Source organism: Candidatus Kryptoniota bacterium, assembly GCA_036567965.1.
In the GTDB taxonomy this organism is placed as follows: domain Bacteria; phylum Bacteroidota; class Ignavibacteria; order Kryptoniales; family JAKASW01; genus JAKASW01.
Window position 1 is genome coordinate 82847 of record DATCTN010000017.1, and the last position, 20504, is coordinate 103350.

Below are 20504 nucleotides of genomic sequence, written 5' to 3' on the forward strand. Positions count from 1 at the left end.
ATCCAGATAGACTGATCAAAAAAAGGAGTGCGGTGTGAGAAACCTTGGAAGGGGTATACTGCGGCATATTGTGGTCCTTTCCATCTTGCTTCCGGTTGTTTCAATGGCACAAACGGAGCTGGTTCCTGTCGATCATAAAGTGTATCCTTTTCTGGAAACGATGAGCATGAAAGGGTTAATCGATTATAACAGCGCCAGTATTCCGATAAGCAGGGGGGAAGTCGCATCGTATTTAAAAGATATTGCGAAGGCCAAAGAGAAATTATCACCTACCGAGCGGAAGATACTCGCAGACGTAATGGTGGAGTTTAGGTACGATATCGATAAGAGCATGGATGAATCGTATTCCTTTCTTCATGAGTTCAAACTCGATAGCGTCCTGCAGATCTTCAGCAACGATAAGCAGAAATATCTGGCTTCATACGCGGACTCGAACTTTTCATTGTTCCTGGACGGTATCGGAGCGGTCTCATACAGAAATTTCGACGCGAAAAGTTTTCAAAAAGCGCAGCTCTCGCTCTTCGAGATCGGCCCGAGGCTGAGAGGCACACTCTACGATAACCTTGCGTTTTATGTCCAGGTCACTGAAGGTCAATCGTTTAGCGGTAGTAAATACGCACGCCAGGTTGCAACCGGCTACGATCCGTCGTTGGCGGCTTCAACTAAGTTCGTCGACGATAAATTTATCACAGCCTTCAATGCCGGGTACATGCGTTATGAAACTGCAAATCATGCTGTCTCCCTGACTATCGGAAGAGACAATTTCGAAATGGGAAACGGCTATATCGATAAACTTTTTATCTCAGACAATATTCCTCCGTTTGATTTTGGCAAACTGGATATCGATTACAAGTTCTTCCGTTACTCGTTTTTCTACGGTAACCTCCAGGGGGATTCGCTGGGAGCCCCACTCACATCGAAAAGCATATTGGGCCATCGCCTGGATATTGAACTGTCGCGCAGTTTCCGCTTTGGTCTTTTCGAAAGCCTTATCCTTAGTAACGTACCCTTCTCATTCACATATCTCAATCCAGCAAGTGTAATCGAGTCGGAGAATCTGGGCACTCATGAGGATCCCCTCAGTAACGCACTGATCGGTTTCGATTGCGAGTTCAGGCCTCACACGAATATCGGGATACAGCTTTCGTTCCTTATAGATGACCTGAATACAAGCACACTGGGCAAGAAGACTCCGGCCGGGAATGACAACAAGTTCGGTTATCAGGCCGGATTCATGTACGTCGAGCCCTTCGGACTCAATGACCTCTCGGCCTCTGTGGAATACACCCGAATCGATCCGTTCGTCTACTCGCACCGGACTAATATGAGCAATTATACCAACTGGGGAATCAGCATCGGAGCTGCCCTCCCGCCGAACTCCGATGAGGTGGCCTTCAAGCTGGGTTACTATCTGACGAATCGAATTACTCTCAACTTCTTGTACAAGCATCAGCGTTCTGGGGAAGGCTTCCTGGACGTCAATGGAAACCCGACATTCAGTGATAGGGGGATCATCACCAGGAATTTTGGCGGTGACGTCAACCGGGGAGATCTTGACTTCAAATACACCAACGTGTTCCTGATGGGTTTCAGGGTCAACAGGGACATTTTCGACATTTCAACGCGCATCGAGCCTGTGAGACAGTACTTCCTGGATATCAGTTACTCTCTTCAGTCGATCGACCAACTCTATTTATCGAAAGCATCTATAGACCAATTCCTCTATGTGACAGCTTCTACGGATTTCTGATCATGAAATATTCCATAATAATACCCACGTTGAACGAAGAAAAACTCCTGCCCGGGCTTCTTGAGTCGCTTGGCAATCCGTCTCTCAAATCGAAATTCGACTATGAAATCATTGTATCAGATGGTGGAAGCTCGGACGGCACGCTTGAGATCGCCAAACAATATTGCGACAAGGTGCTCTGCTATCAGCTAAGTGAAACAAGGACCATCTCAGCCTGCCGGTCGAAGGGTGCCGGGTCGGCCAGCGGGGATAACCTCCTCTTTATCAACGCGGATGTCAGAATCGATTTGGACAAGCTGTTGTCGATGGCGCAGACGAAATTCGCTTCGAATGGTTACGTGGCAATGACATGTCCTATCAGGTGCCTGCCGGAACAGGAGAATATGAATGATAGAATCTTCAGCCTGGTTTTAAATGTCTTTTACTTTCTTTCAAATCTTCTGGGGCGCGGGATAGCAAGGGGCGAGTGCCAATTAATCAGAAGAAAAGTATACGAGAGCGTGGGAGGCTATAAAGAAGAGCTCGTCACGGGCGAAGACTTTGAACTGTTTACTAGGCTAAGAAAACATGGGAGGGTCTTGTTCTTGCGGGGAGTGACCGTATATGAGTCTCCTCGAAGGTATCGCAGATGGGGCTATTGGAGAACGGTCGCGTCGTGGATCCTGAGCGCAGGACCCTGGACTAAGTTGAAGCGATTCTATAAAGAGTGGGAAGCAATAAGGTGAGCGTGAACGGATTCGTGTTCCAAGCTTATCTTTCTCTCTGGCAAAGAGTACCTATAAACATCCAAAACAAGATTGTTGAATGGCTTAAGTACAGATTCAACCCGAATGATCTGAGACCTAAACTCCCGACAGTCGCGACTGTCGATCCGATAAACATCTGCAACCTTGAGTGCCCTCTTTGCGCATCGAAGAATCAGGACTACCAGAAAGGAAAGATGTCTATCGATACGTTCAACATGGTCCTGGAAAAGATTCCCTCGCTTAAGGTCTTAGTGCTGTTTAATTGGGGTGAACCTCTTCTGTACCATGAAACATTGCACATGATAAAGGAATCCGTTTCAAGAAATATTTATACCGCTGTGCATACAAACTTTAGTTTTAAACAAAAACCCGAGTTTTTTGAGCAATTAATTAGTTCCGGTTTGCATCTGCTGGTGATTTCAGCGGACGGAGCCTCTCAGGAAACTTACGAGAAATATAGAGTTAAAGGACGTCTCGATTGGGTTATCGAGAATATTAAAATGACAGTCGAAGCCAAAAAAAGGTTGAAGAAAAGGGATCCGAAAATCGTCTGGAAATTCATCGTAAATAAATTCAATGAGCATGAAATCGACTTCGCAAAAAAGTTGGCTAAAGAACTGCGTATCGAAATTACTTTCGATAAAATGGGATTGGCTGACGACATCCCCGACATGACATTTGCAGGCACGGTTGAAGAAAGGAAGAAGAAATGGCTGCCTGACAATCCTGGATTTGTTCTGGATTACTACAAAAATGGTAATAAGCCTCCAATAAACGACAAGCCATGCAACCAGCTTTTCACATCTCCCGTTATTAATCCCGATGGAAAGGTTACACCATGCTGCTGGGTTACGAGCAGGGAAAATGTTTGGGGAGATTTAACGAAAGAGTCTTTCGAAGAAATCTGGTACAATGACAAATATGTGTATTCGCGAAGCTTATTCGGCAAAATGAACTATCAAGGCGAGACTGACCATACCATTTGTACCAATTGTGAGATTTTCAAAAGGGTAAGGTAGAATCTGTAATCATGCCTGGCTGTCTTACCGCAAATGGACGCTAGGAATATTTAAATCAATATTGTAATCTTAGCGTGTCTTTTGGACCTTGACGGTTAAAGTCGTTTCCCACTTGAGAAAGACTCTAATCAGGACAGTACTCGACCTCGAATATTCTTCCTTCTTGAATAACATTTCAGTATAATTCAGAAAAGTAAAGGCGCCAGGCGAATGAAGTTTTCAGTAGTGATACCTGCCTTCAATGAAGATGCGCAAATCGCACCGGCTGTCCACGCCGTTCAATCTCAGGTCTTAAAGGACGGTGACTCTCTTGAAGTCATAGTCGTCGACAACAACTCCAGCGATGGAACCCGCAATGCTGCGGTCATCGCACTGGGAGGAAAAGGGAAAGTTGTGTCAGAGAAACAGCCCGGGCCGAATTTTGCGCGGCAGCGGGGATTCCTGGAATCGACCGGCGATGTGATTTGTTTTATCGACTCCGATTGTAGGATCCCTGACGATTGGATCGCAAGCATCAGGGTTGAGATTGAGAAGGGGGCGATAGCAGTGAGCGGTCCGTATTTCTACGGCTTCTCCACCGGATATCAACTTTGGTTGAACAAGTTGTATACGCGGGTAATATTGCCCGCGTTGCCGTCCGTCCTGAGGGTTCTCTTCTGGCGCAGGGCGGCCATCTTGATCGGCGGCAACTTCGCGGCAACTCGCGAGGCTCTGCATAAAATCGGCGGCATACCTCCCATCAAGTTCTGGGGCGATGACGCCGTGCTGGCAATGATGCTGGCACGCTCGGCGGGTAAGGTTAAGTTTTCACAGAAGGTATGGGCTCAGTCTTCACCCAGGCGCTTCGACGAGTCGGGATTCTGGAGAGTGAACTACGAATACGCCAGGGCTTACTTCCATGCCTTCTTTACTAAAGATTGCTCGACGTTTGTGCATTCCGTGAAAATTGGTGAGCGCGTCTGAATCCCGGGCCTTGGGACAGTTCAACTGTCGAAACACGGGGCGAAGACCGAAACCATCCAGCATCAATGCGACATTCAAAGAGTTGAACCCGATCACCGGAAATATTCTTTGAACAGATCTAATTTACTGAGAGCGGTCGTAGGTGTGCTCATCGCGGCCTTGTTCATCTATTTCGCTTTTAGAGGGATATCTTTCTCTTCGTTGCTCCACGACTCGCTGAAGGCCAACTTCTACATACTCCTCCTGACTGTTATCGTAGTCGTTCTAAGCCATTTCATCCGCGCGCTCAGATGGCGCGTGATAATTCGGGAGCTCAAGGAGGAAGTCTCGCTGGTCAACGCCTGGGGCAGCATAACGGTTGGGTACCTCTTCAATAACTTCCTCCCCCAGCTCGGCGAGATTGTGCGCGGGTACATTACCGGGCGGCTTGAGGAAGTGAGAGTCAGCGGCGTATTCGGGACGATAGTCCTGGAAAAACTCTTCGACATGATCTCCTCCGGGATACTCTTCGGCGTGGCCCTGTTCCTCTATCACGGTGGGCTCACTGAGTCCTTCCCGTTCCTCCGCGTCGCAGGCGTGTTGCTCGTCGCCGGGTCGCTAGTGGTCGGCGGATGTCTTTACATGTCTTCGATTTCGGACAGAGTCCAGCGCATGCTCCTTCATATCGTGGAGTTCATCCTTCCCCGGAAATTTGCTCTTAAGGTCGATTCCGCGATCCTGTCCTTTCTAGCATCGTTCAGACTTCTCCGGTCAGGAAAGCGGGTCGGTGCCGTTGCGATTTATACGGCAGTGATGTGGATCGTTTATATATTCGCCATGTACATCCCCTTTTTCGCTTTTTCCTTCGGTACGAGATTGCACCCCACTTTCTTCGACGCGTTCCTCCTGATGCTCGTGAGCTCTATAGCATGGAATTTGCCGAGTCCCGGCGGGATGGGAGTCTACCATTTGTTCGTCTCCCAGGCCCTGGTCATAATATCAGGAGTACCGAAGGTTGAGGCATTAGCTTACGCGTCTCTGACATATCTGTTCGGATACGTGGAGATTACGATCGTAGGTTCAGTTTTCGTTTTGATTTTCGCGCACAGGCTGAAGATTAATACGCTCGGCAAGCTGATTAGAACCGAAGAGACGACTGGCGCGACCTGAGACGGTTCAGCCCGGCCTTTAACCAGTTCGTATCGGCGTCAATTTCCTCTGATAATCTCGGGTAATGCATAGGTTTCTTTATCCAACCGCGAAAGGGTAATCTGTAGTTGCGAAGTACGATTCGCGACTCTCAATTCCATTATTTCAATTTTCTTTTGCAGCAGTCGAATGGTTTGAACTGACGGTAGTTTCTGTTTGACTAATCCGCCTGAATTTATCTCGTGTCAAATAGAGATGGGAGAAAAACTCCTTCTTCGAAGGACTTTTTCTCCCGTTAAGTCAGAATGAGGATTGGAATTATGAAAACCAAAAATGCTTCTGCATATCATGCAGCCGTTCTATAAGCGGCGGTAATGAAGGGCGTGAATAACCCCACCAAATTCACATTGGAACATAACCATCCCAACCCATTCAACCCGACAACAAAGAAAAATTATCAGCTGCCAGCGAGTAGTCATTTCATGCTGATAGTATATGATGCGCTCGGCAGAGGGGTTAAGACGCTCGTGGACGAACAAAAAAGCGCATGATCTTATCAGGTGACATTTGATGGATCTTGGCTTGTAAGCCGAGTTTATTTTTATCGGATTCAGGCTGGCCTATTTACTGCAACTAAAAGGTTTGTACTGATAAACTCGGGATTAATGGAAAGTCCGTGGCCAGGTTCCCTTCATGGCTGATCGTGGCGGCTCTTTCTATTCTTGGCTGTCAGTTTATGCGTTTCAAAGAACAGATACTTGCAACGTCAAATCGGGTGACCTGCCCCCAGAGAGTGAAACATTTTGAACTTTGTAAAAAGTAGATTGTGGTACCAGGGAGATGATAGGCGACAGCTGAACCTGTGGAGAACCACAAGCAGGTGAAAAAATAGCAGTCCCCAAAACAGAGACTGCCATGATTTCACTTCCCATTCAGAATCGTCTTAATGATGTGTCGATTACCAATCCCTTTTGATTCTCCATTCCACGTTTTTCTCCGTTTCCGTGTAACAAATTTTTCCCACTCATCATTCGCAAATGGAGATTAGCAATATGTACCACTCCACTTGGCTAGACGAAATACCTTGCAATTTGCTTCCTGATTGGAGTTTCTTTCGAATTTGGCAGGACTCTCCCGCTAAAGTTTTTCATTTTTGCTCCATTATGAAAATGTAACGAAGGATTACGGTTTTGCTATCAGAAACACCTTCTATCGTGAGAAAGATCTCAAAACATCGGAAATTGGGCAGAAGATCTTCGGTGCGAATATTGCACCAACGTGTAGCGGACGGTCCCACCGCACACGGCAGCGGTCGAAGAGTGGATTGTAAATCCTTGGAATGCAAGATCCGCTCGATTATTTTATTTAGCCGTGTGGTGCGCACTGCGCCATGTCCCGCAAGTCCAATTCTAATGAGAAGGGCGGGAAATGGTGCTTTCGGCGTTTACTCAAAGAGGGGGGATTTGATCGAGGAGAGCGTGAAACGTCCAATGGAAGATATTAGGTTAACTAACCCTTGCCAATTGGCGTAGAGGAGGGTGCTGCACGGGAACACAGCAATTTCTTTTAATCGCCCTTGTGGCGATTATTGTAGCAGCGGGAGTCGCGATCGCTATCTCTTACTTTATTTCAAATAAACAGGACGCTGAGATTGACGAGACCATTAACCAACTTACGAATATTACAGCTGAGGCGCAGCAATGGTATAGGAAGCCGTCGGTGCTTGGAGGTGGCAACTGGTCGTTCACCGGTTTTACTCTGGCGGCGATTTCTCAACCTGATTCTACCGAAGTTGCTTCGTTCAATGTCGTTTCTGCAAAGGGAGACACGCTCTCTCTAGAGGCAATGGGCTCAGATTTCACCGTTGACGTAAATGTCACCCATACCTCTATGGGGAATTGTCAAGTCATCAAGGGAAAGGGAAAGGGAAACGGCAAGGGAAATGGCAACGGGAACGGCAATGGAAATGGTAACGGGAATGGAAATAGTAATGGTAATGGGAATGGAAATAGTAATGGTAACGGGAATGGAAATGGTAATGGTAACCGCAATGGTAATAGTAATGGGGGAAATTAACCTCATTCAATTCATTGCCCTTTATGACAACGCCGATCATTGAGCCGTTCAAGATCAAATCAGTAGAACCTATAAACTTCACGAGCCGCGAATACCGTGAGAAGGTACTCAACGAAGCCTGTTACGATCTCTTCTTGATCAGGGCGGACGATGGCCCTGATAGATTTTCTTACTGACTCTCGGACTGCCGCTATGAGCTCAAGACAGTGGGCGGCTATCATGGGTGGCGAAGAATTGCACGCAAGCTTCCGAAGTTTTACGAGTTCCAAAAAGCCGCGAAAAGAACTGAACAGTCCTATGCGTATTGCTTTGTCCTTGCAATGAAGAACATAGCAGCGACCGATCTTATGTCGCACGTCTAAAAGGGAACTTCTTTCACTGCATTCACGATGTCCGCACTGTCACGTACGCACTGAAGCATAATCTCTTTCAGGTTGTCTTGATTCGGGGTGTGGTTACCATTGCCGGTCGATGAAGCTGCAACGAGAGCAAGTTCCAACTTCGGTTTGCTCTGATCCATGATTTTCTTCAACTTGAATTCCGATCCGGCTTTGAGTTTGTTTGCCTGAAGTACTTCGTGGATCTCAATCGGCGCGAAGAATGACTTTTCGAAACCGCCTTTCTCTACATTGTAGAGATAGTATTTCCCGAATGAAGATTCACCGATGTGCGGTTTGTCTCTGAGCAATTTATCTGTTACTTCCATGTTTAGTTCAGGATCGAGCTTCGGTATATTGTTCTTCTCCGTCGCCATTGTTGTTACGTCCATTTGTGAGTGAGTATGAAAAGTTTGTTGAAGAAGGAACGAATTTCGAGCCCGGGGGGATCTCGCCAGTTTTCTTAACATATGCTAGAATTGCGATCAGATCTGGCTCCCCTTTTGCCGGCGTTATTTTAACCAGACCGCGCTTTTTTGCGGCCTTCATGAACCGCTCCTTGTCCTCGATCTCGATCCTGTCCCGCTCATTATTTTGTATACTTGATACGGGGGATGTCGCTAGAAGCTCACGGGGACGTGCTTCTCAACTATTCTTCTACGCATTACTGCATTTACCTCTTGCCAATATGTTTCTAAATTGAAATAAGCAACCTTTAGAGAATACTTAAGTGGAATGTTAAGTGCTTCGACAAAAGGAGATAACTCAATGAAATCATTTCACAGTCTGGCCATAAAGTTGCTCACGGTCATATTTGCGCTCATCTTGGTAAATGTTGCCGATGCAGGAAGACGTTATAGAGACATTGTTTTTTCCTCTGCAACAATCACGACGGGCATTCAATTCGGCAGGGCGCTCGACATTAATGGGGCGACCGATTCCCTGTACCTCGATTTATACGAACCGACGGGCGACACTCTGACGTCGAGACCGCTCGTCATCTGCATACACGGGGGAAGCCTCGTCAGCGGCGTAAGAAGCGATATGAGCTTAAACTGCACCGACTTCGCTGAGCGCGGGTATGTCTCGGCTACAATAGATTACAGACTCGGCATTGGATCTCCGAAGGGAGTTACGACAATACTGGAAGCGCTGTTGCGAGGAGTTCAAGATACTAAAGCTGCGGTTCGCTTCTTCCGCTTAAATGCCGCCCAATATGGAATTGATACTTCACAAATTTATCTTGAAGGTTCATCTGCGGGATCGATGGTTGCGGTCCATTATGGTTACTGGAATGAGGATGAAATCCCGACCGACGTGAATCAGGCGAAGTGGGGAGATATTGAAGGCACAAGCGGGAATCCCGGATTATCATCTTCGATTAAAGGCATAATAAATTATTGTGGTGGAATTGTAGATCCAACATGGATCAATGCCGGGGAAGTACCTGTTGCGAGCATCGATGGTGTGCCAGACACGATCGTACCACAAGATAGCGGCGTGTCGGGTGATTTTGGCATAGAATTATATGGCGGCATAACGATCTCCAGAATTGCTACCCAACTGGGAATATATAATCAGGCCGTTTTCTTTCCTGGCCAGGGTCATGGCGGCGGAGCAGACAGCCTGCAAGGGTTCGCTTCAAATTTCTTTTACACTTTAATGGTGCTTTCCTCTTCTTCGCCGACGGATCTTACCTCGATGCATCTCTCAGACCATTCCCTCAATCTCTTTCGCTATGACACTCACTCTTTCTTCACAACTGCGGTCGATAAGAACGGCAATACGATTATACTCCCTCATTCGATGGTACAGTATTCCTGCGACAGCAGTCTCGGTTCGATAGAGCCGTATGGTGTATTTACTCCGTCGGCCCACCCCGACAGCGGATATGTCCTCGCAAAATTCAACGGCACTACGGACTCATGCTTCGTGAGAACTTACGACTTCAAGTATTTCGCACTAAGTCCGAAACTTGCGGTTACGGATTCATTGACAACTCTACAGATTAGCGTAAATATCTTCGACGCCGATTCGGTACAGCATTATTTGCCGATAACGATGTTCAGACTGACCTCAACGGTTCCCTCCGTGGGGACAATCGATTCGACAGGTTTATTTACCGGGCTGAAGACAGGCATTACAAAAATAATTGCTTCGTTCAACGGCACATCCGATACGGGCGTGGTAAGAGTCGAGTGCGCCACCGGTTTGGTCAGCTTCGATCCTCTTGAGAGCGTCAGCGGCTGGACCTTTGATGGATCGAATCTGGATTCGCTTTCCGTCACGCTTGCGACGGACCAGATGTCCGTGGGGAGTGCATCCTTCAGAATAAACTACAAGTACACTTATGCCGCATCAACGACATACATGGTTTACCTCAACAAGGATATTCCTGTCTACGGGATTCCCGATTCCATATTCCTTGATGTGAAGTCGGACGGTCGAAATCACAGACTCTACTACCGCTTTGCGGATGTCGACTCGGATCTTTTCCGTGCCATAGGGAGGAAGTACCTCAACGACAGCACCTCTTTCGCAAACATAAATGCCGGGATGACGGCGATGTCGGAGCTTTCAGGCACTGCCCTACCGACTTATCCGCTGACGTTCGAGAGAATAGAGATCCAGCTTGCCGGGAGTACTGTTATAGGGCAGTCAAGTTCAGGAACGATTTATGTGGATAATCTGAGGTTAGAGTATCCGGGCGGTGTCAGCGGTATCGAGAACAAACCGATTTCTCCAACCGTGTTCAGGCTTGAGCAAAACTTTCCGAATCCTTTTAATCCATCTACTTTCATCAACTATCAGCTGTCTACGAGCGGTCTGGTGACTTTAAGGGTGTACGATATCCTGGGGAGGCTGGTGAGAACATTGCTTTATGAGAGGCAAAATCCCGGCAATCACTCCGTCATTTTCAATGCAGGCAACCTACCGAGCGGAGTTTATTTCTACACACTTCGAGTAGGGAACCACCAGGATTCCAAGAAGTTCCTCTTGTTAAAGTGACGGGCAAGTGCAACCGAATGGATGATGGAGTTTCCCGAAGGGATGCCTTCGGCACACTCAACGCCGGTGATGCGGCACGGGCGTGATTCGCACGGTCGTATTCTAAATTGACAAACTAAATAATTCTGGGTACCAATGAATAAGAAAGTCATTTTATCCTGGAGTGGCGGCAAGGATAGTGCCATGTCTCTACATGAAATACAGAAGCCCAATAACTATGAAGTATCAGCGCTACTTACGACCGTAACAGAGGACTACGACAGGATCAGCATGCACGGCGTTCGGCGTATTCTTCTCGAACAGCAGGCGGAATCTTTGGGTCTTCCGCTTGAAAAGATCTATATCACGAAGAACGCATCCAACGATGAGTATGAAACAAGAATGAGAGAGAAGCTAGTAGAATATCAGCGTAAAGGTGTATCATCAGTTGTTTTTGCGGACATTTTTTTAGAGGACCTAAGGAAGTATAGAGAAGGAAACCTGTCGCAAATAGGAATGAAGGGAATCTTCCCGATATGGAAGAGGGATACAACTGAGCTTGCCAACACATTCATGGATTTGGAATTCAAAGCAGTTGTTACCTGCGTTGACTCAAAAGTCCTGGATAAAACATTTGTCGGCAGGATGTTTGATAAGCAATTTCTGACCGATCTCCCGCCCGGCGTTGACCCATGCGGGGAAAATGGAGAGTTTCATTCGTTTGTATATGACGGACCGATATTTCGAGAAAAGATAACATTTACAATTGGAGAGATCGTTTTGCGGGACAATCGTTTTTACTTTTGTGATTTGATACCTGCTAATGGTATAGTTGCCAGTACTGAAAACGGCGCCCACGTTGAAAATGGAGAGTAAAGGAAGCACAATCTCTCCTCGAGCAATGATGAAATACAAAATGGTGGCAGGGGGGTTCATTGCTTTTTAATAGCCGTTTGATTAGTCTTTTACCAGAATCACAGGCGGGCAGGTGACATCGCATGCGAGAGGCTGTGGGAGAGATGAACAGTGAGCATCTAAAGAATTACAGATGGCTTCATGGTCTGAGGGTCAGGGAGGGCGGCATGAAATTCTGCAAGCTCATCACACTTGTATTATCCTCGATATTCCTCCTCGCGAATGTGAAGTCCTATTTACAGGAGCGCGCAATTTCCGAGAGGAAGAATTACCCCCGCAAAATCCTCGGCTCTTCTTATTCCACAGTTCTCAACACAAACAACATCACTGCATGGGTTCAGGATGACGGACTCTTTCCTCCGAAGGTGCCCCGGGGTCAGAATGAATGGAATGGAGAGTTTCGAAAAGGCTCGGGCGTTGGGGTGATATTCCAGGAGGGGATTGTATTTGGCGGACTTGTGCACGACAACCAGCCGGTGACGGTTCGTATTTGTGGATCCGCTTACGGCACAGGCATGCAGGCGGGGAAAATTCTGAGTGATGCCAGTGGTAATGTAACGGGAGCAGAAAATCCAAGTGACCTTGACGTCAGAATTTGGAGAGTGAGATCAGACGTCCGACCTGGCCAGACTGTTGTTCCGGGCGTGAAAAGGTCCAGGTATCACGTGGATTATGCTTCTGCAGGATTGAATCGTCCAGATTCATTTCGACAATGAAAATGCTTTTAGTCAAGTAAGACGGCCCTTTTGTCGGATGAAGCCGGATAAGGACACAAATTAATACTGTTCATTAGAATAGGTCTACGGCCCGGGAACATATCCGTGGCCAGGAGGAATCAGACATGCGAGAAATGAGAGTGCTTCTCCTGTTGGCAATAACAACTCTTTACTTTCAGAGTTCTTTCGCGGGAAATCCCGATGGCAGAAAATCAAAGCCCATGCCGCTAAAGGTGAACGGTGTACCGGCAAGTACGGTTCTGAACTTCAATAACCTGACTTCTTGGACTACTGATAATGCTTTGTTCCCGCCAAACATTTCCAACGGAAAGTGGAACGGCGAGTTTCCCAAAGGTTCCGGAATCGGTTTAATCTTCCAGGAAGGAATTGTGTTCGGTGGAATGGTGAGAGATGGCGGAAGCGAAATTCTCCGTGTAGGGGGCGCGACGTATCCCACCGGCATGCAGGCGGGAAGAATCATCACCAATGGATCGGGAATTGTTACAGGAGCCGATGATACTGCAGGAGCCAACGCCAGGATATGGAGAGTGAGACCCGACGTGGTTCCAGGTCAGGCCTCGCCTCCCGATCTGACTTCAGACGCCGCATCATACTTTCAGGTGTCAACCAGTGAAGTTACCGCCGCCGAGCTCGATCAAATTAAGCAGCAGTATTATACTGACTGGCTCCAGTGGCCTGCCTCGATCGGTGCACCATGGTACATCGACTCCGTCGGCGTGGTGAGAAATGATAACGCTTTCGATCCGACAAGCCCGCATTGCATCCCTGGTGTCCCCGGCGCCGGACAGACCGTCTGGTATGTCTGCAACGACCTCGATCCGAATCAAGCAGTGGCTTTGTACGGCTCAGAACCGATAGGTATTGAAGAACAAGTGACTCTCTGGGCGTATGATTCGCCTGCTGAACTCAACAGCATGACATTCAAGCAGGTCAAGTTGATCTACAAAGGCACGACTACAAGTGCGTCGAACTCGGAAATCGACAGCATGTACATCGTCCAGTGGCGGGATCCCGACAACGGAGATATGTCGGACGATTATTCCGGATGCGACTCGACCCTTAATCTTGGATTTTGCTACAACGGAGAGCCGGTGGATTCAAAGTACGCCTCCGTAGGTTTGTCGCCACCCGCAAGCGGAGTGTGTGTTCTGGAGGGACCGGCTCAATACACCGGCAATTCATCGGATAGCGTCCAAATCAACTTTCGCTGGAGAAGAGGGTACAAACCCTGGCATTCAAATCCTATGACGGGGTACGACTACTTCGGAGTCGGATCTACCATAGGCGACCCCGATCTCGGTTTCTACCCCGGGACGATGCAGATGTTTAACCTCATGCGTGGGGATCTTCCGCGACCGCAGTATCCCGCGGGGGTGCCGTTCTACACATCCTCACCATATGCGACAGCGCATGCGATCGTGACAAACTTCATCTTGTCCGGCGATCCTGTCACCCACACCGGCTGGGTGGACGGATACGACTTGACCCCCGGCGATCGGCGCGACCTATGTATCTCGGGTCCATTTACGCTGAAACTACACGATACAGCGGAGGTGGTGGTGGCATCGATCGGCGCGATTGGCCCAAGTTACCTTTCGTCCGTCGCAGTGTTAAAACAGGGCGCGATAGTCGCCCGCAACTTTTATAACTCCCTTTTCAAAGCCCCTCCCCCGAATGCGAATGTCTCCGTGGCTTACGGAGCTTCTTCGTCTCGTCTTACAATAGTTGCAAATGGAAGCACCGGCGCACTTAAGTCAATGACAGCCAGCCTGAGACATCGCGACGGATCTTTATTGATTACCGTCCCCCTTTATGACGACGGCCAACATGGAGATGGCACAGCTTCAGACGGAGTCTTCGCCGACACCGTTACAATTCCTTCACAGTTTGACGGCCTCCGTCTCGACATATCAGGAACAGGAGCATTCGGGAGCGGCATCTGGCAGGATGTCTTCGATCATATCACAACCAACGGCCCTTTGATTCTCAGCGGTGTCACGATCGAACAGGATAATCTTAATCAGGATGGCCTTGCAAATCCTGGAGAGGTTCTCAGGCTCGGCATGAAAATGGAAAACGCCGGAATCTATCCGGTGAATGATTTGAAGTTGCAGCTTCAGAATGAGATGAACGGAAAATTAATAACGGTGAATCAAATTTCTTCAGACTCTTCATTCACGATGAATTATGCTCCGGACAGCGCGAACAGTTTCTTTTCACTGCAAATACCAGCATCGTACAGCGCTCCTGATTATGAAGTGGTACTGACGGTTGCTGATACAGCAGGAAACTCCTGGCAGGATTCACTTCAACTCCCCGTGTACCAGTTTGAATCGCCTCTTCGCGTTGCAGTAGTCCAACATGTTTCGGGGAAGGCGGATGGTGATTTTACGCTGCGGATTGTTCGCCCTGATTCGGTCAAGGATCATTCTTATTTAATACTTGGAGTGGACTCTATTGACGCGCAAGGCGATCCCGGAATTTCTCTGCAAGATTCGACCACTGGAACATTTCTATTCAGAAACCATCCTCTTCCAGATCGGCTAGGTGATAATATGCCGCTGACTGATGGATTCATAGTTGCCGGCACCACTGTCAATTCGGCGATCGGCATGAGCGGTTGGGAGGTGCCGAGCGGTGTGAGAAACATTACATGGTTAAATGCAACTGGAATGAATCTGGAGGGCTTCAACGGTGCAATCGGAATGGGATACCAGAACTGGTTCAGCAGCTCAACCGTGTTGCCGTCGCAGCTTCACAACGTGCTCCTGAAGTTTGTCTCGACTGATACCAACGGTAATCCGTTCAATCCAAGCGATTCGAATGTTACGATGGCATACAGATATTTGCGCCACGCGGACCTAGGTTCTGCTGATCCATCATTTACACCATTTATAATAAATCAGAATCCCGGCTATGCCTACCAGGACAGGCGCCCGATTCCAATCGCTGCATATGACGAAGAAAATTCAAATCAAAGACTTGAATTAGGATTCCTTGAGAATAACGTCCTCGGTGGACTTGTCGATGCGAAGTACTGGCCTCCATTATATTCAAATGGAATCAATAACGTTACAACAACCAGAGAATGGCTCTTCGTCTTTGCGTCACATTACTCGAAACTCACCAATAACCCTGCACTCGCCACTGATATACTGGATAATACAATGCCTCTAATGTGGGTCTCAACCGCCAATAGGGAGGTAGCTGCGTTTGATTCCACCGAAGAATTTGAAATACTCGCGCGCCATTATCTAACCTCAGCAGACAGATGGACATTCAATCCGACGGTTCTCGGAATCAAAGTTGACCCGAATTTTCCAACTAAGTTCGATCTCAGCCAGAACTACCCGAATCCTTTCAATCCTCAAACGGCAATCCGGTTCTCCATTCCCAAATCGGGTCACGTGACGTTGAAGATATACAACATCCTTGGACAGGAAATCGCCACGATTGTCAATCAGCAGTTTCAGCCGGGAACGTACACGTATTACTGGGACGGAAAAAACAAGTACAACGTACAAGTGGCTAGCGGAGTATATTTGTACCGAATCGAATCCTCATCAGGTTTCGCTTCTACAAGGAAAATGGTTCTCGTTAAATAGAATCTATCGCGGATGAATTTGAAAAGTTGAAGAAGAGATAAATCAGAACGAGCGTGGTTATTGGATGGAGTGGTTTGCCAATCAGATTTGGATTACTTCTTTTCTTCATTATCTGTTTTTTATTTATGAATGGTAAATGAATTCTTTTCTAAAGTCTCTGGCTGTACATCAAACCAAGACATTGAAGGGGGAATGAAGAACCATAGATGAAGAGTCTCGCTCAATCCGTCCAAAGAACACGGATGAACTGCGCTCTTCGCCGAGAAGTTGGTTGGAGCGCAATGTTAACGAGAACTCAGCTTGGGCAGGACCGGTCATCTAACGCATCTTAAGGAAGTGAACAGCATGAAAGTGCGGGAGTCCCTTCGAGGGCTGATCACAATTCCCAACGGTGCAGCGATCCTTTTTCTCGCGCTCACTCTTGCCACAGCGGGGCGATACGGATTCTTCGGAGATGAGCTCTACTACTTCGCCTGCAGCAAACATCTTGCATGGGGCTATGTTGATCATCCTCCCCTGGTCGCGCTGTTGACTTTTTTGAGCACTCAGATATTTGGTGAGACGATCTTCGGCCTTCGTCTCATGTCGGGGCTTTCTGGCGCCGTTACAGTTCTCCTTGCAGCACGAATTGCCAAGATTCTCGGAGGAGGCGGATTTTCACAATCGCTCGCCGCACTGTCGATATGTTTCTCCTCGGCTTTTCCTGCCATGAGCAGTTTCTTTTCAATGAATCCGGTAGATATCATGCTGTGCACTCTTTTTGTTGTGCTGTTTTTGACTACAATCAAAGCGCCATCCGGAACAAAATGGATCGGCCTGGGAATTCTTCTCGGAGTTGGACTACTGAATAAGTACACCTTCCTGGTGTTGGACTTTTCATTATTTGTTTCACTTGTCATCACAAAGCGGTGGAGCGTATTGGGGTCGCCCTGGTTGTATCTCAGCGGCGCTGTAGGTCTTATCATATTCCTCCCGCATATCTTTTGGCAAATAAACCACGGTTGGCCGACACTCGAATTCATTCGCAACGCTACAGAATACAAAAATCTTTCATTGTCACCGCTTGCCTTTCTTTTCCAGTTGGCAATAGGTCTCAATCCCTTCACGCTCCCCGTTTGGCTTTCCGGTCTGGCGTATCTCCTTTTTAGCAAGGATGCGCGGGAGTTCCGGTTTCTTGGATGGACAGCCATAATATTCCTTGTTGTCTATATGGTTCAGAATTCAAAAATATATTATGTCGTCCCCATCTTTCCGGTTTTGTTTGCCGCCGGCGCAGTTGCGGTAGAACGGTTCTCTCTGAGAAAAGAAGTAAGATGGCCGCGATGGATCACAGTCTCAACCCTGATCGTGTCGGGCACCATACTCATGCCTCTTGCGGTTCCCGTTCTTCCGGTGAAACAATTTGTCGCGTATGCAAAAACTCTCAGCGTGTGGAACATGATCAGGATGGAGAAGGATGAGGGTGATGTCCTGCCGCTTCATTTTGTATACAGATTGGGGTGGGAAGAACTTGTCGGTACCGTCAGAGTTGCTTACAACTCGCTGCCCCAGCATGAACGGGATAGTTGTGCTGTGCTCGCTTCGTGGTACGGGATAGCGGGTGCGATAGACCACTTCGGTCCAACGGTCGGTCTGCCTAATGCGATATGCCCAAGGAATAATTACTGGCTTTGGGGCACCCGGAACTACAGCGGCAAAATTGTTCTTGCAGTCGGTTACGACGCTGCTTTCCTTGGGAGGTTCTTTGACAATGTTGAACGTGTAGCGAGGTTTGACCAACCGTACGCATACGGTGCAGAGGTCTATTTGTGCAAAGGGCCCAAATATCCACTCGACAAATTGTGGCAACAGCTCAAGCGGTTCATTTGACCACGATAGAGAGTGCCATAAGTGAGCGAAGATTCTCGAATCGAGTAGATTATAGTAATCGTTACGCGCTGATCTACAAGTTACCAACCGGCAGGGAATTGGCTACTCTTGTTCATGAATATCAAACGGCGGGTGATCACGTCGCGTTGTTCAACGGGATCCAGTTAACGAGCGGAGTGTACATTTATAGAATGACATCGGGAAATTACTTCTCATCGAAAGAGATGATAATACTGAAATAATCTAACGAACAGCATTACTGAAATGTCCCGTCATCCGGTCGGTGGCGGGACTTCCTTTTTGCGGGGAAGAGAAGTTACGGCTATTCCAGGAAACTTCTCATGTCAATTAAGCACATAGGCGCTTAGCGAATCTTGAGTTACCTCCATGAAGATTTTCACGGGGTTCGTTTCGTCATTTCCGATTTCCTTTCCGCAACCGAGCAAGAATATTGTCTGTGTCGATGTGTTGATGGGGTCTGTGTTCCCCGGCGTGTAATCCGGGCCGCTAGGCTGTGTTGCGGCTATCGAGTAGCTGCCGTCCTCATTTCCGGTGTCGAGTCCTATAATGTTGAATCCAAGATAATTGTAGCCGCCGCCTGCTAAGGTCGTTGGCTTTCTGTAGTACTGTTGGGCTATTGTGGCGAGATTTTCAAGGTCGGCCGTGATCGCGTCCCGGTTGGCACTCTGGGAATTACCTTTGAATAACAGAATCGCGATGAAAACTGCTACACCGACAATTATTATCCCCAATACTATCAGTAGGAGTTGTTGGGTTCCCATTTGATGCTCCTATCTTTGTTTTCCCTTCATTTGAGCGATAAAAAGCGGACACCTACCTCCAAGTTCCGCTCCCCCCTCGACTGGGAACTTCAATCGACAAGCGAATTTAATAACTGTGAGTTCAGATGCAAGTGTCGAAGTTCACATTGTGTCTGACTTCGGCTCCCGAATGGGAACTTGTGAGAAAATACTTGCTTGTGGGAGAACACCTGTGGGAAATGTATGGTAACTGGTCCTTCGGCATATAACGTTTCACTTTCCGCAGCCGGATGAGCCTGTCCTGTCGCGCTCAGGCCATCTCTCAGGCTTCTTCGAAACGATCTCAGTCTGCCGTTATCGGGGCGGACGTAGCCGGTACGAGTAAAGATGAATCGACTTCGTGCAGACGGCGGTAGTAATTTACGAGCCAGTCATTTGACCACCCGAACATCGTGGTCTCTCTAACGATTTTCCGTATCTCTGCTCTCGTAATTTTCGCTTCGCTGAGAATAACGTTGATATTGTTGCGGCTCACTGCGAGTGTCCTCACTGCGAACATCAGCGGCCAGATGCAAGCGAGCCGTATACCGTGCAGCCTGTTGGGAAGACTTGTAATGTAGTTCAAACCATAAACAAGATGTGTCTCAGCCTTGTCGGCAAGCTTGTCGATCATCTGAAGAATCTGGTCGGCGTTCTCACGCGCGAGGAGACTCTCTCGCGTCAAGCCGAGCGGTTCGTAAAATGTTCTGGGCACGTATACCCAACCGCGCTCGTAGTCTTTTCTGATCCCGCGGATGATGTTGACTGTCTGGAGGGCGAGCCCGAACTGCCGCGCCAAAGGAAGAAGCTTCGGTTTTCGTTCCATGATAGCTGGTGAATACCAGGCAAACAGATCTGTGATCAGGTAGCCGACACGCCCTGCGACCTCATGCATGTAATCGTCAAGCTCCTGTTCATCCTGAACCTCGGGTCCGATCTCCTGCCAGCGCGCCATGCCGAGCGATGTCTGATTTACGTGGTTTGCGATAATCTCCTGGATTCCCGCAGGGAGCTGGTGCAGCCGATCGAGCACCTCATCCGCATGGCGGGCGACATATACTTCGGGGTCGCTTTCATCAAGGTGTCGGATCGCACCCGTTAGAGATTCAACCGGGACGGAGTCAACAAGCATCTTAGCCCATAAACGCAAGAGCTCCGCCTTGCGAGGCGCGATCAGATTGTTGTTGTCCTCGAGACAATCCGACACACGAAAAAGGAGATACGCTGTGGTAGTTGCATCGCGAAGACGCCCCGGAAGCCGCTCTATCGAAAGAGCGAAGGTCCTGCTCACGGCGCGCAACATTTCACTTGTGTGCATGATCTTTAGACCGATGAGGTGTAACCGGCAGCGCAGCGCTCCGGTCGTTTCCATCTTCTAAGTGGTACTGTGAGCGTCCCGCGAGCGTGCTCTGTCATACCAAAAATCATTTCATCGCTCAGTCTAGTCGGTAAAACGTTAAAATGCCTGCGAACCAAAGTCAATATTCTCTAACACATATTAAAATGCTGGTCAACGATTACCTGGACATAA

General features: G+C 48.1%; 17 protein-coding genes. 13 read left to right on the top strand and 4 right to left on the bottom strand.

The annotated features are described in order from the left end of the window. Positions 1 to 34 precede the first annotated feature (34 nt). From VIS48_06740 to VIS48_06770, 7 genes are all read left to right on the top strand, one after another. The gene (locus VIS48_06740; GenBank protein ID HEY9165842.1) at positions 35 to 1750 is read left to right on the top strand and encodes a capsule assembly Wzi family protein; all 1716 of its coding nucleotides are present in this window, start codon (positions 35 to 37) and stop codon (positions 1748 to 1750) included. A 2-nt stretch (positions 1751 to 1752) separates the two neighbouring features. Beyond that, positions 1753 to 2475 carry a glycosyltransferase gene (locus VIS48_06745; protein ID HEY9165843.1) on the top strand — a complete coding sequence of 241 codons (723 nt, stop codon included), beginning with the start codon at positions 1753 to 1755 and terminating at the stop codon, positions 2473 to 2475. Next, the gene (locus VIS48_06750) at positions 2457 to 3515 is read left to right on the top strand and encodes a radical SAM protein (GenBank protein ID HEY9165844.1); all 1059 of its coding nucleotides are present in this window, start codon (positions 2457 to 2459) and stop codon (positions 3513 to 3515) included. Before VIS48_06745 ends, VIS48_06750 begins: the two co-directional genes overlap by 19 nt. A gap of 210 nt (positions 3516 to 3725) precedes the next feature. Beyond that, entirely contained in the window at positions 3726 to 4478 is a 753-nt protein-coding gene (locus tag VIS48_06755) for a glycosyltransferase (protein ID HEY9165845.1), read from the top strand. Positions 4479 to 4586: 108 nt separating this feature from the next. Continuing rightward, positions 4587 to 5627, top strand: coding sequence for a lysylphosphatidylglycerol synthase transmembrane domain-containing protein (locus VIS48_06760; GenBank protein HEY9165846.1), 1041 nt, complete (start codon positions 4587 to 4589; stop codon positions 5625 to 5627). A 353-nt stretch (positions 5628 to 5980) separates the two neighbouring features. Continuing rightward, the gene (locus VIS48_06765) at positions 5981 to 6157 is read left to right on the top strand and encodes a hypothetical protein (protein ID HEY9165847.1); all 177 of its coding nucleotides are present in this window, start codon (positions 5981 to 5983) and stop codon (positions 6155 to 6157) included. A 1027-nt stretch (positions 6158 to 7184) separates the two neighbouring features. Continuing rightward, positions 7185 to 7682: a hypothetical protein gene (locus VIS48_06770; protein HEY9165848.1), complete on the top strand. Its 498-nt coding sequence runs from the start codon at positions 7185 to 7187 to the stop codon at positions 7680 to 7682. 358 nt (positions 7683 to 8040) lie between these two features. On the opposite strand, the gene VIS48_06775 is transcribed toward VIS48_06770, so the two are convergent. Beyond that, the gene (locus VIS48_06775) at positions 8041 to 8436 is read right to left on the bottom strand and encodes a hypothetical protein (GenBank protein ID HEY9165849.1); all 396 of its coding nucleotides are present in this window, start codon (positions 8434 to 8436) and stop codon (positions 8041 to 8043) included. Continuing rightward, a complete protein-coding gene (locus VIS48_06780; protein ID HEY9165850.1) occupies positions 8396 to 8608 on the bottom strand; it encodes a hypothetical protein in 213 nt (70 codons plus the stop codon). The genes VIS48_06775 and VIS48_06780 overlap by 41 nt, the downstream gene beginning before the upstream one ends. Before the next feature lie 219 nt (positions 8609 to 8827). On the opposite strand from VIS48_06780, the gene VIS48_06785 reads away from it, so the two are divergent. The 6 genes from VIS48_06785 to VIS48_06810 all read left to right on the top strand — a co-directional run bounded on the left by VIS48_06785 (position 8828) and on the right by VIS48_06810 (position 18415). Next, positions 8828 to 11068, top strand: coding sequence for a T9SS type A sorting domain-containing protein (locus tag VIS48_06785; GenBank protein HEY9165851.1), 2241 nt, complete (start codon positions 8828 to 8830; stop codon positions 11066 to 11068). A 135-nt stretch (positions 11069 to 11203) separates the two neighbouring features. Further along, positions 11204 to 11923 carry a diphthine--ammonia ligase gene (locus VIS48_06790; GenBank protein ID HEY9165852.1) on the top strand — a complete coding sequence of 240 codons (720 nt, stop codon included), beginning with the start codon at positions 11204 to 11206 and terminating at the stop codon, positions 11921 to 11923. A 122-nt stretch (positions 11924 to 12045) separates the two neighbouring features. Beyond that, entirely contained in the window at positions 12046 to 12678 is a 633-nt protein-coding gene (locus VIS48_06795) for a hypothetical protein (protein ID HEY9165853.1), read from the top strand. A gap of 125 nt (positions 12679 to 12803) precedes the next feature. Next, entirely contained in the window at positions 12804 to 16304 is a 3501-nt protein-coding gene (locus tag VIS48_06800) for a FlgD immunoglobulin-like domain containing protein (GenBank protein ID HEY9165854.1), read from the top strand. Between the two features lie 345 nt (positions 16305 to 16649). Further along, positions 16650 to 18173, top strand: a complete 1524-nt coding sequence (locus tag VIS48_06805) for a glycosyltransferase family 39 protein (GenBank protein HEY9165855.1) — start codon at positions 16650 to 16652, stop codon at positions 18171 to 18173. Beyond that, positions 18170 to 18415, top strand: a complete 246-nt coding sequence (locus VIS48_06810) for a hypothetical protein (protein HEY9165856.1) — start codon at positions 18170 to 18172, stop codon at positions 18413 to 18415. The genes VIS48_06805 and VIS48_06810 overlap by 4 nt, the downstream gene beginning before the upstream one ends. Before the next feature lie 102 nt (positions 18416 to 18517). Here the strand turns inward: VIS48_06810 and VIS48_06815 are convergent, their stop codons facing one another. Both VIS48_06815 and VIS48_06820 read right to left on the bottom strand, forming a co-directional pair. Next, positions 18518 to 18955, bottom strand: coding sequence for a hypothetical protein (locus tag VIS48_06815; protein ID HEY9165857.1), 438 nt, complete (start codon positions 18953 to 18955; stop codon positions 18518 to 18520). A 322-nt stretch (positions 18956 to 19277) separates the two neighbouring features. Then, positions 19278 to 20291 carry a squalene/phytoene synthase family protein gene (locus VIS48_06820; protein HEY9165858.1) on the bottom strand — a complete coding sequence of 338 codons (1014 nt, stop codon included), beginning with the start codon at positions 20289 to 20291 and terminating at the stop codon, positions 19278 to 19280. Positions 20292 to 20504 lie beyond the last annotated feature (213 nt).

What these genes read in the sequence shown, in the direction of transcription:
- VIS48_06755 (HEY9165845.1), top strand. Translation starts at nt 3,726, where the DNA reads ATGAAGTTTTCAGTAGTGATACCTGCCTTCAATGAAGATGCGCAAATC.
- VIS48_06790 (HEY9165852.1), top strand. Translation starts at nt 11,204, where the DNA reads ATGAATAAGAAAGTCATTTTATCCTGGAGTGGCGGCAAGGATAGTGCC.
- VIS48_06820 (HEY9165858.1), bottom strand. Translation starts at nt 20,291, where the DNA reads ATGCACACAAGTGAAATGTTGCGCGCCGTGAGCAGGACCTTCGCTCTT.
- VIS48_06780 (HEY9165850.1), bottom strand. Translation starts at nt 8,608, where the DNA reads ATGAAGGCCGCAAAAAAGCGCGGTCTGGTTAAAATAACGCCGGCAAAA.
- VIS48_06785 (HEY9165851.1), top strand. Translation starts at nt 8,828, where the DNA reads ATGAAATCATTTCACAGTCTGGCCATAAAGTTGCTCACGGTCATATTT.
- VIS48_06815 (HEY9165857.1), bottom strand. Translation starts at nt 18,955, where the DNA reads ATGGGAACCCAACAACTCCTACTGATAGTATTGGGGATAATAATTGTC.
- VIS48_06775 (HEY9165849.1), bottom strand. Translation starts at nt 8,436, where the DNA reads ATGGCGACGGAGAAGAACAATATACCGAAGCTCGATCCTGAACTAAAC.
- VIS48_06795 (HEY9165853.1), top strand. Translation starts at nt 12,046, where the DNA reads ATGCGAGAGGCTGTGGGAGAGATGAACAGTGAGCATCTAAAGAATTAC.
- VIS48_06745 (HEY9165843.1), top strand. Translation starts at nt 1,753, where the DNA reads ATGAAATATTCCATAATAATACCCACGTTGAACGAAGAAAAACTCCTG.
- VIS48_06805 (HEY9165855.1), top strand. Translation starts at nt 16,650, where the DNA reads ATGAAAGTGCGGGAGTCCCTTCGAGGGCTGATCACAATTCCCAACGGT.
- VIS48_06765 (HEY9165847.1), top strand. Translation starts at nt 5,981, where the DNA reads ATGAAGGGCGTGAATAACCCCACCAAATTCACATTGGAACATAACCAT.
- VIS48_06800 (HEY9165854.1), top strand. Translation starts at nt 12,804, where the DNA reads ATGCGAGAAATGAGAGTGCTTCTCCTGTTGGCAATAACAACTCTTTAC.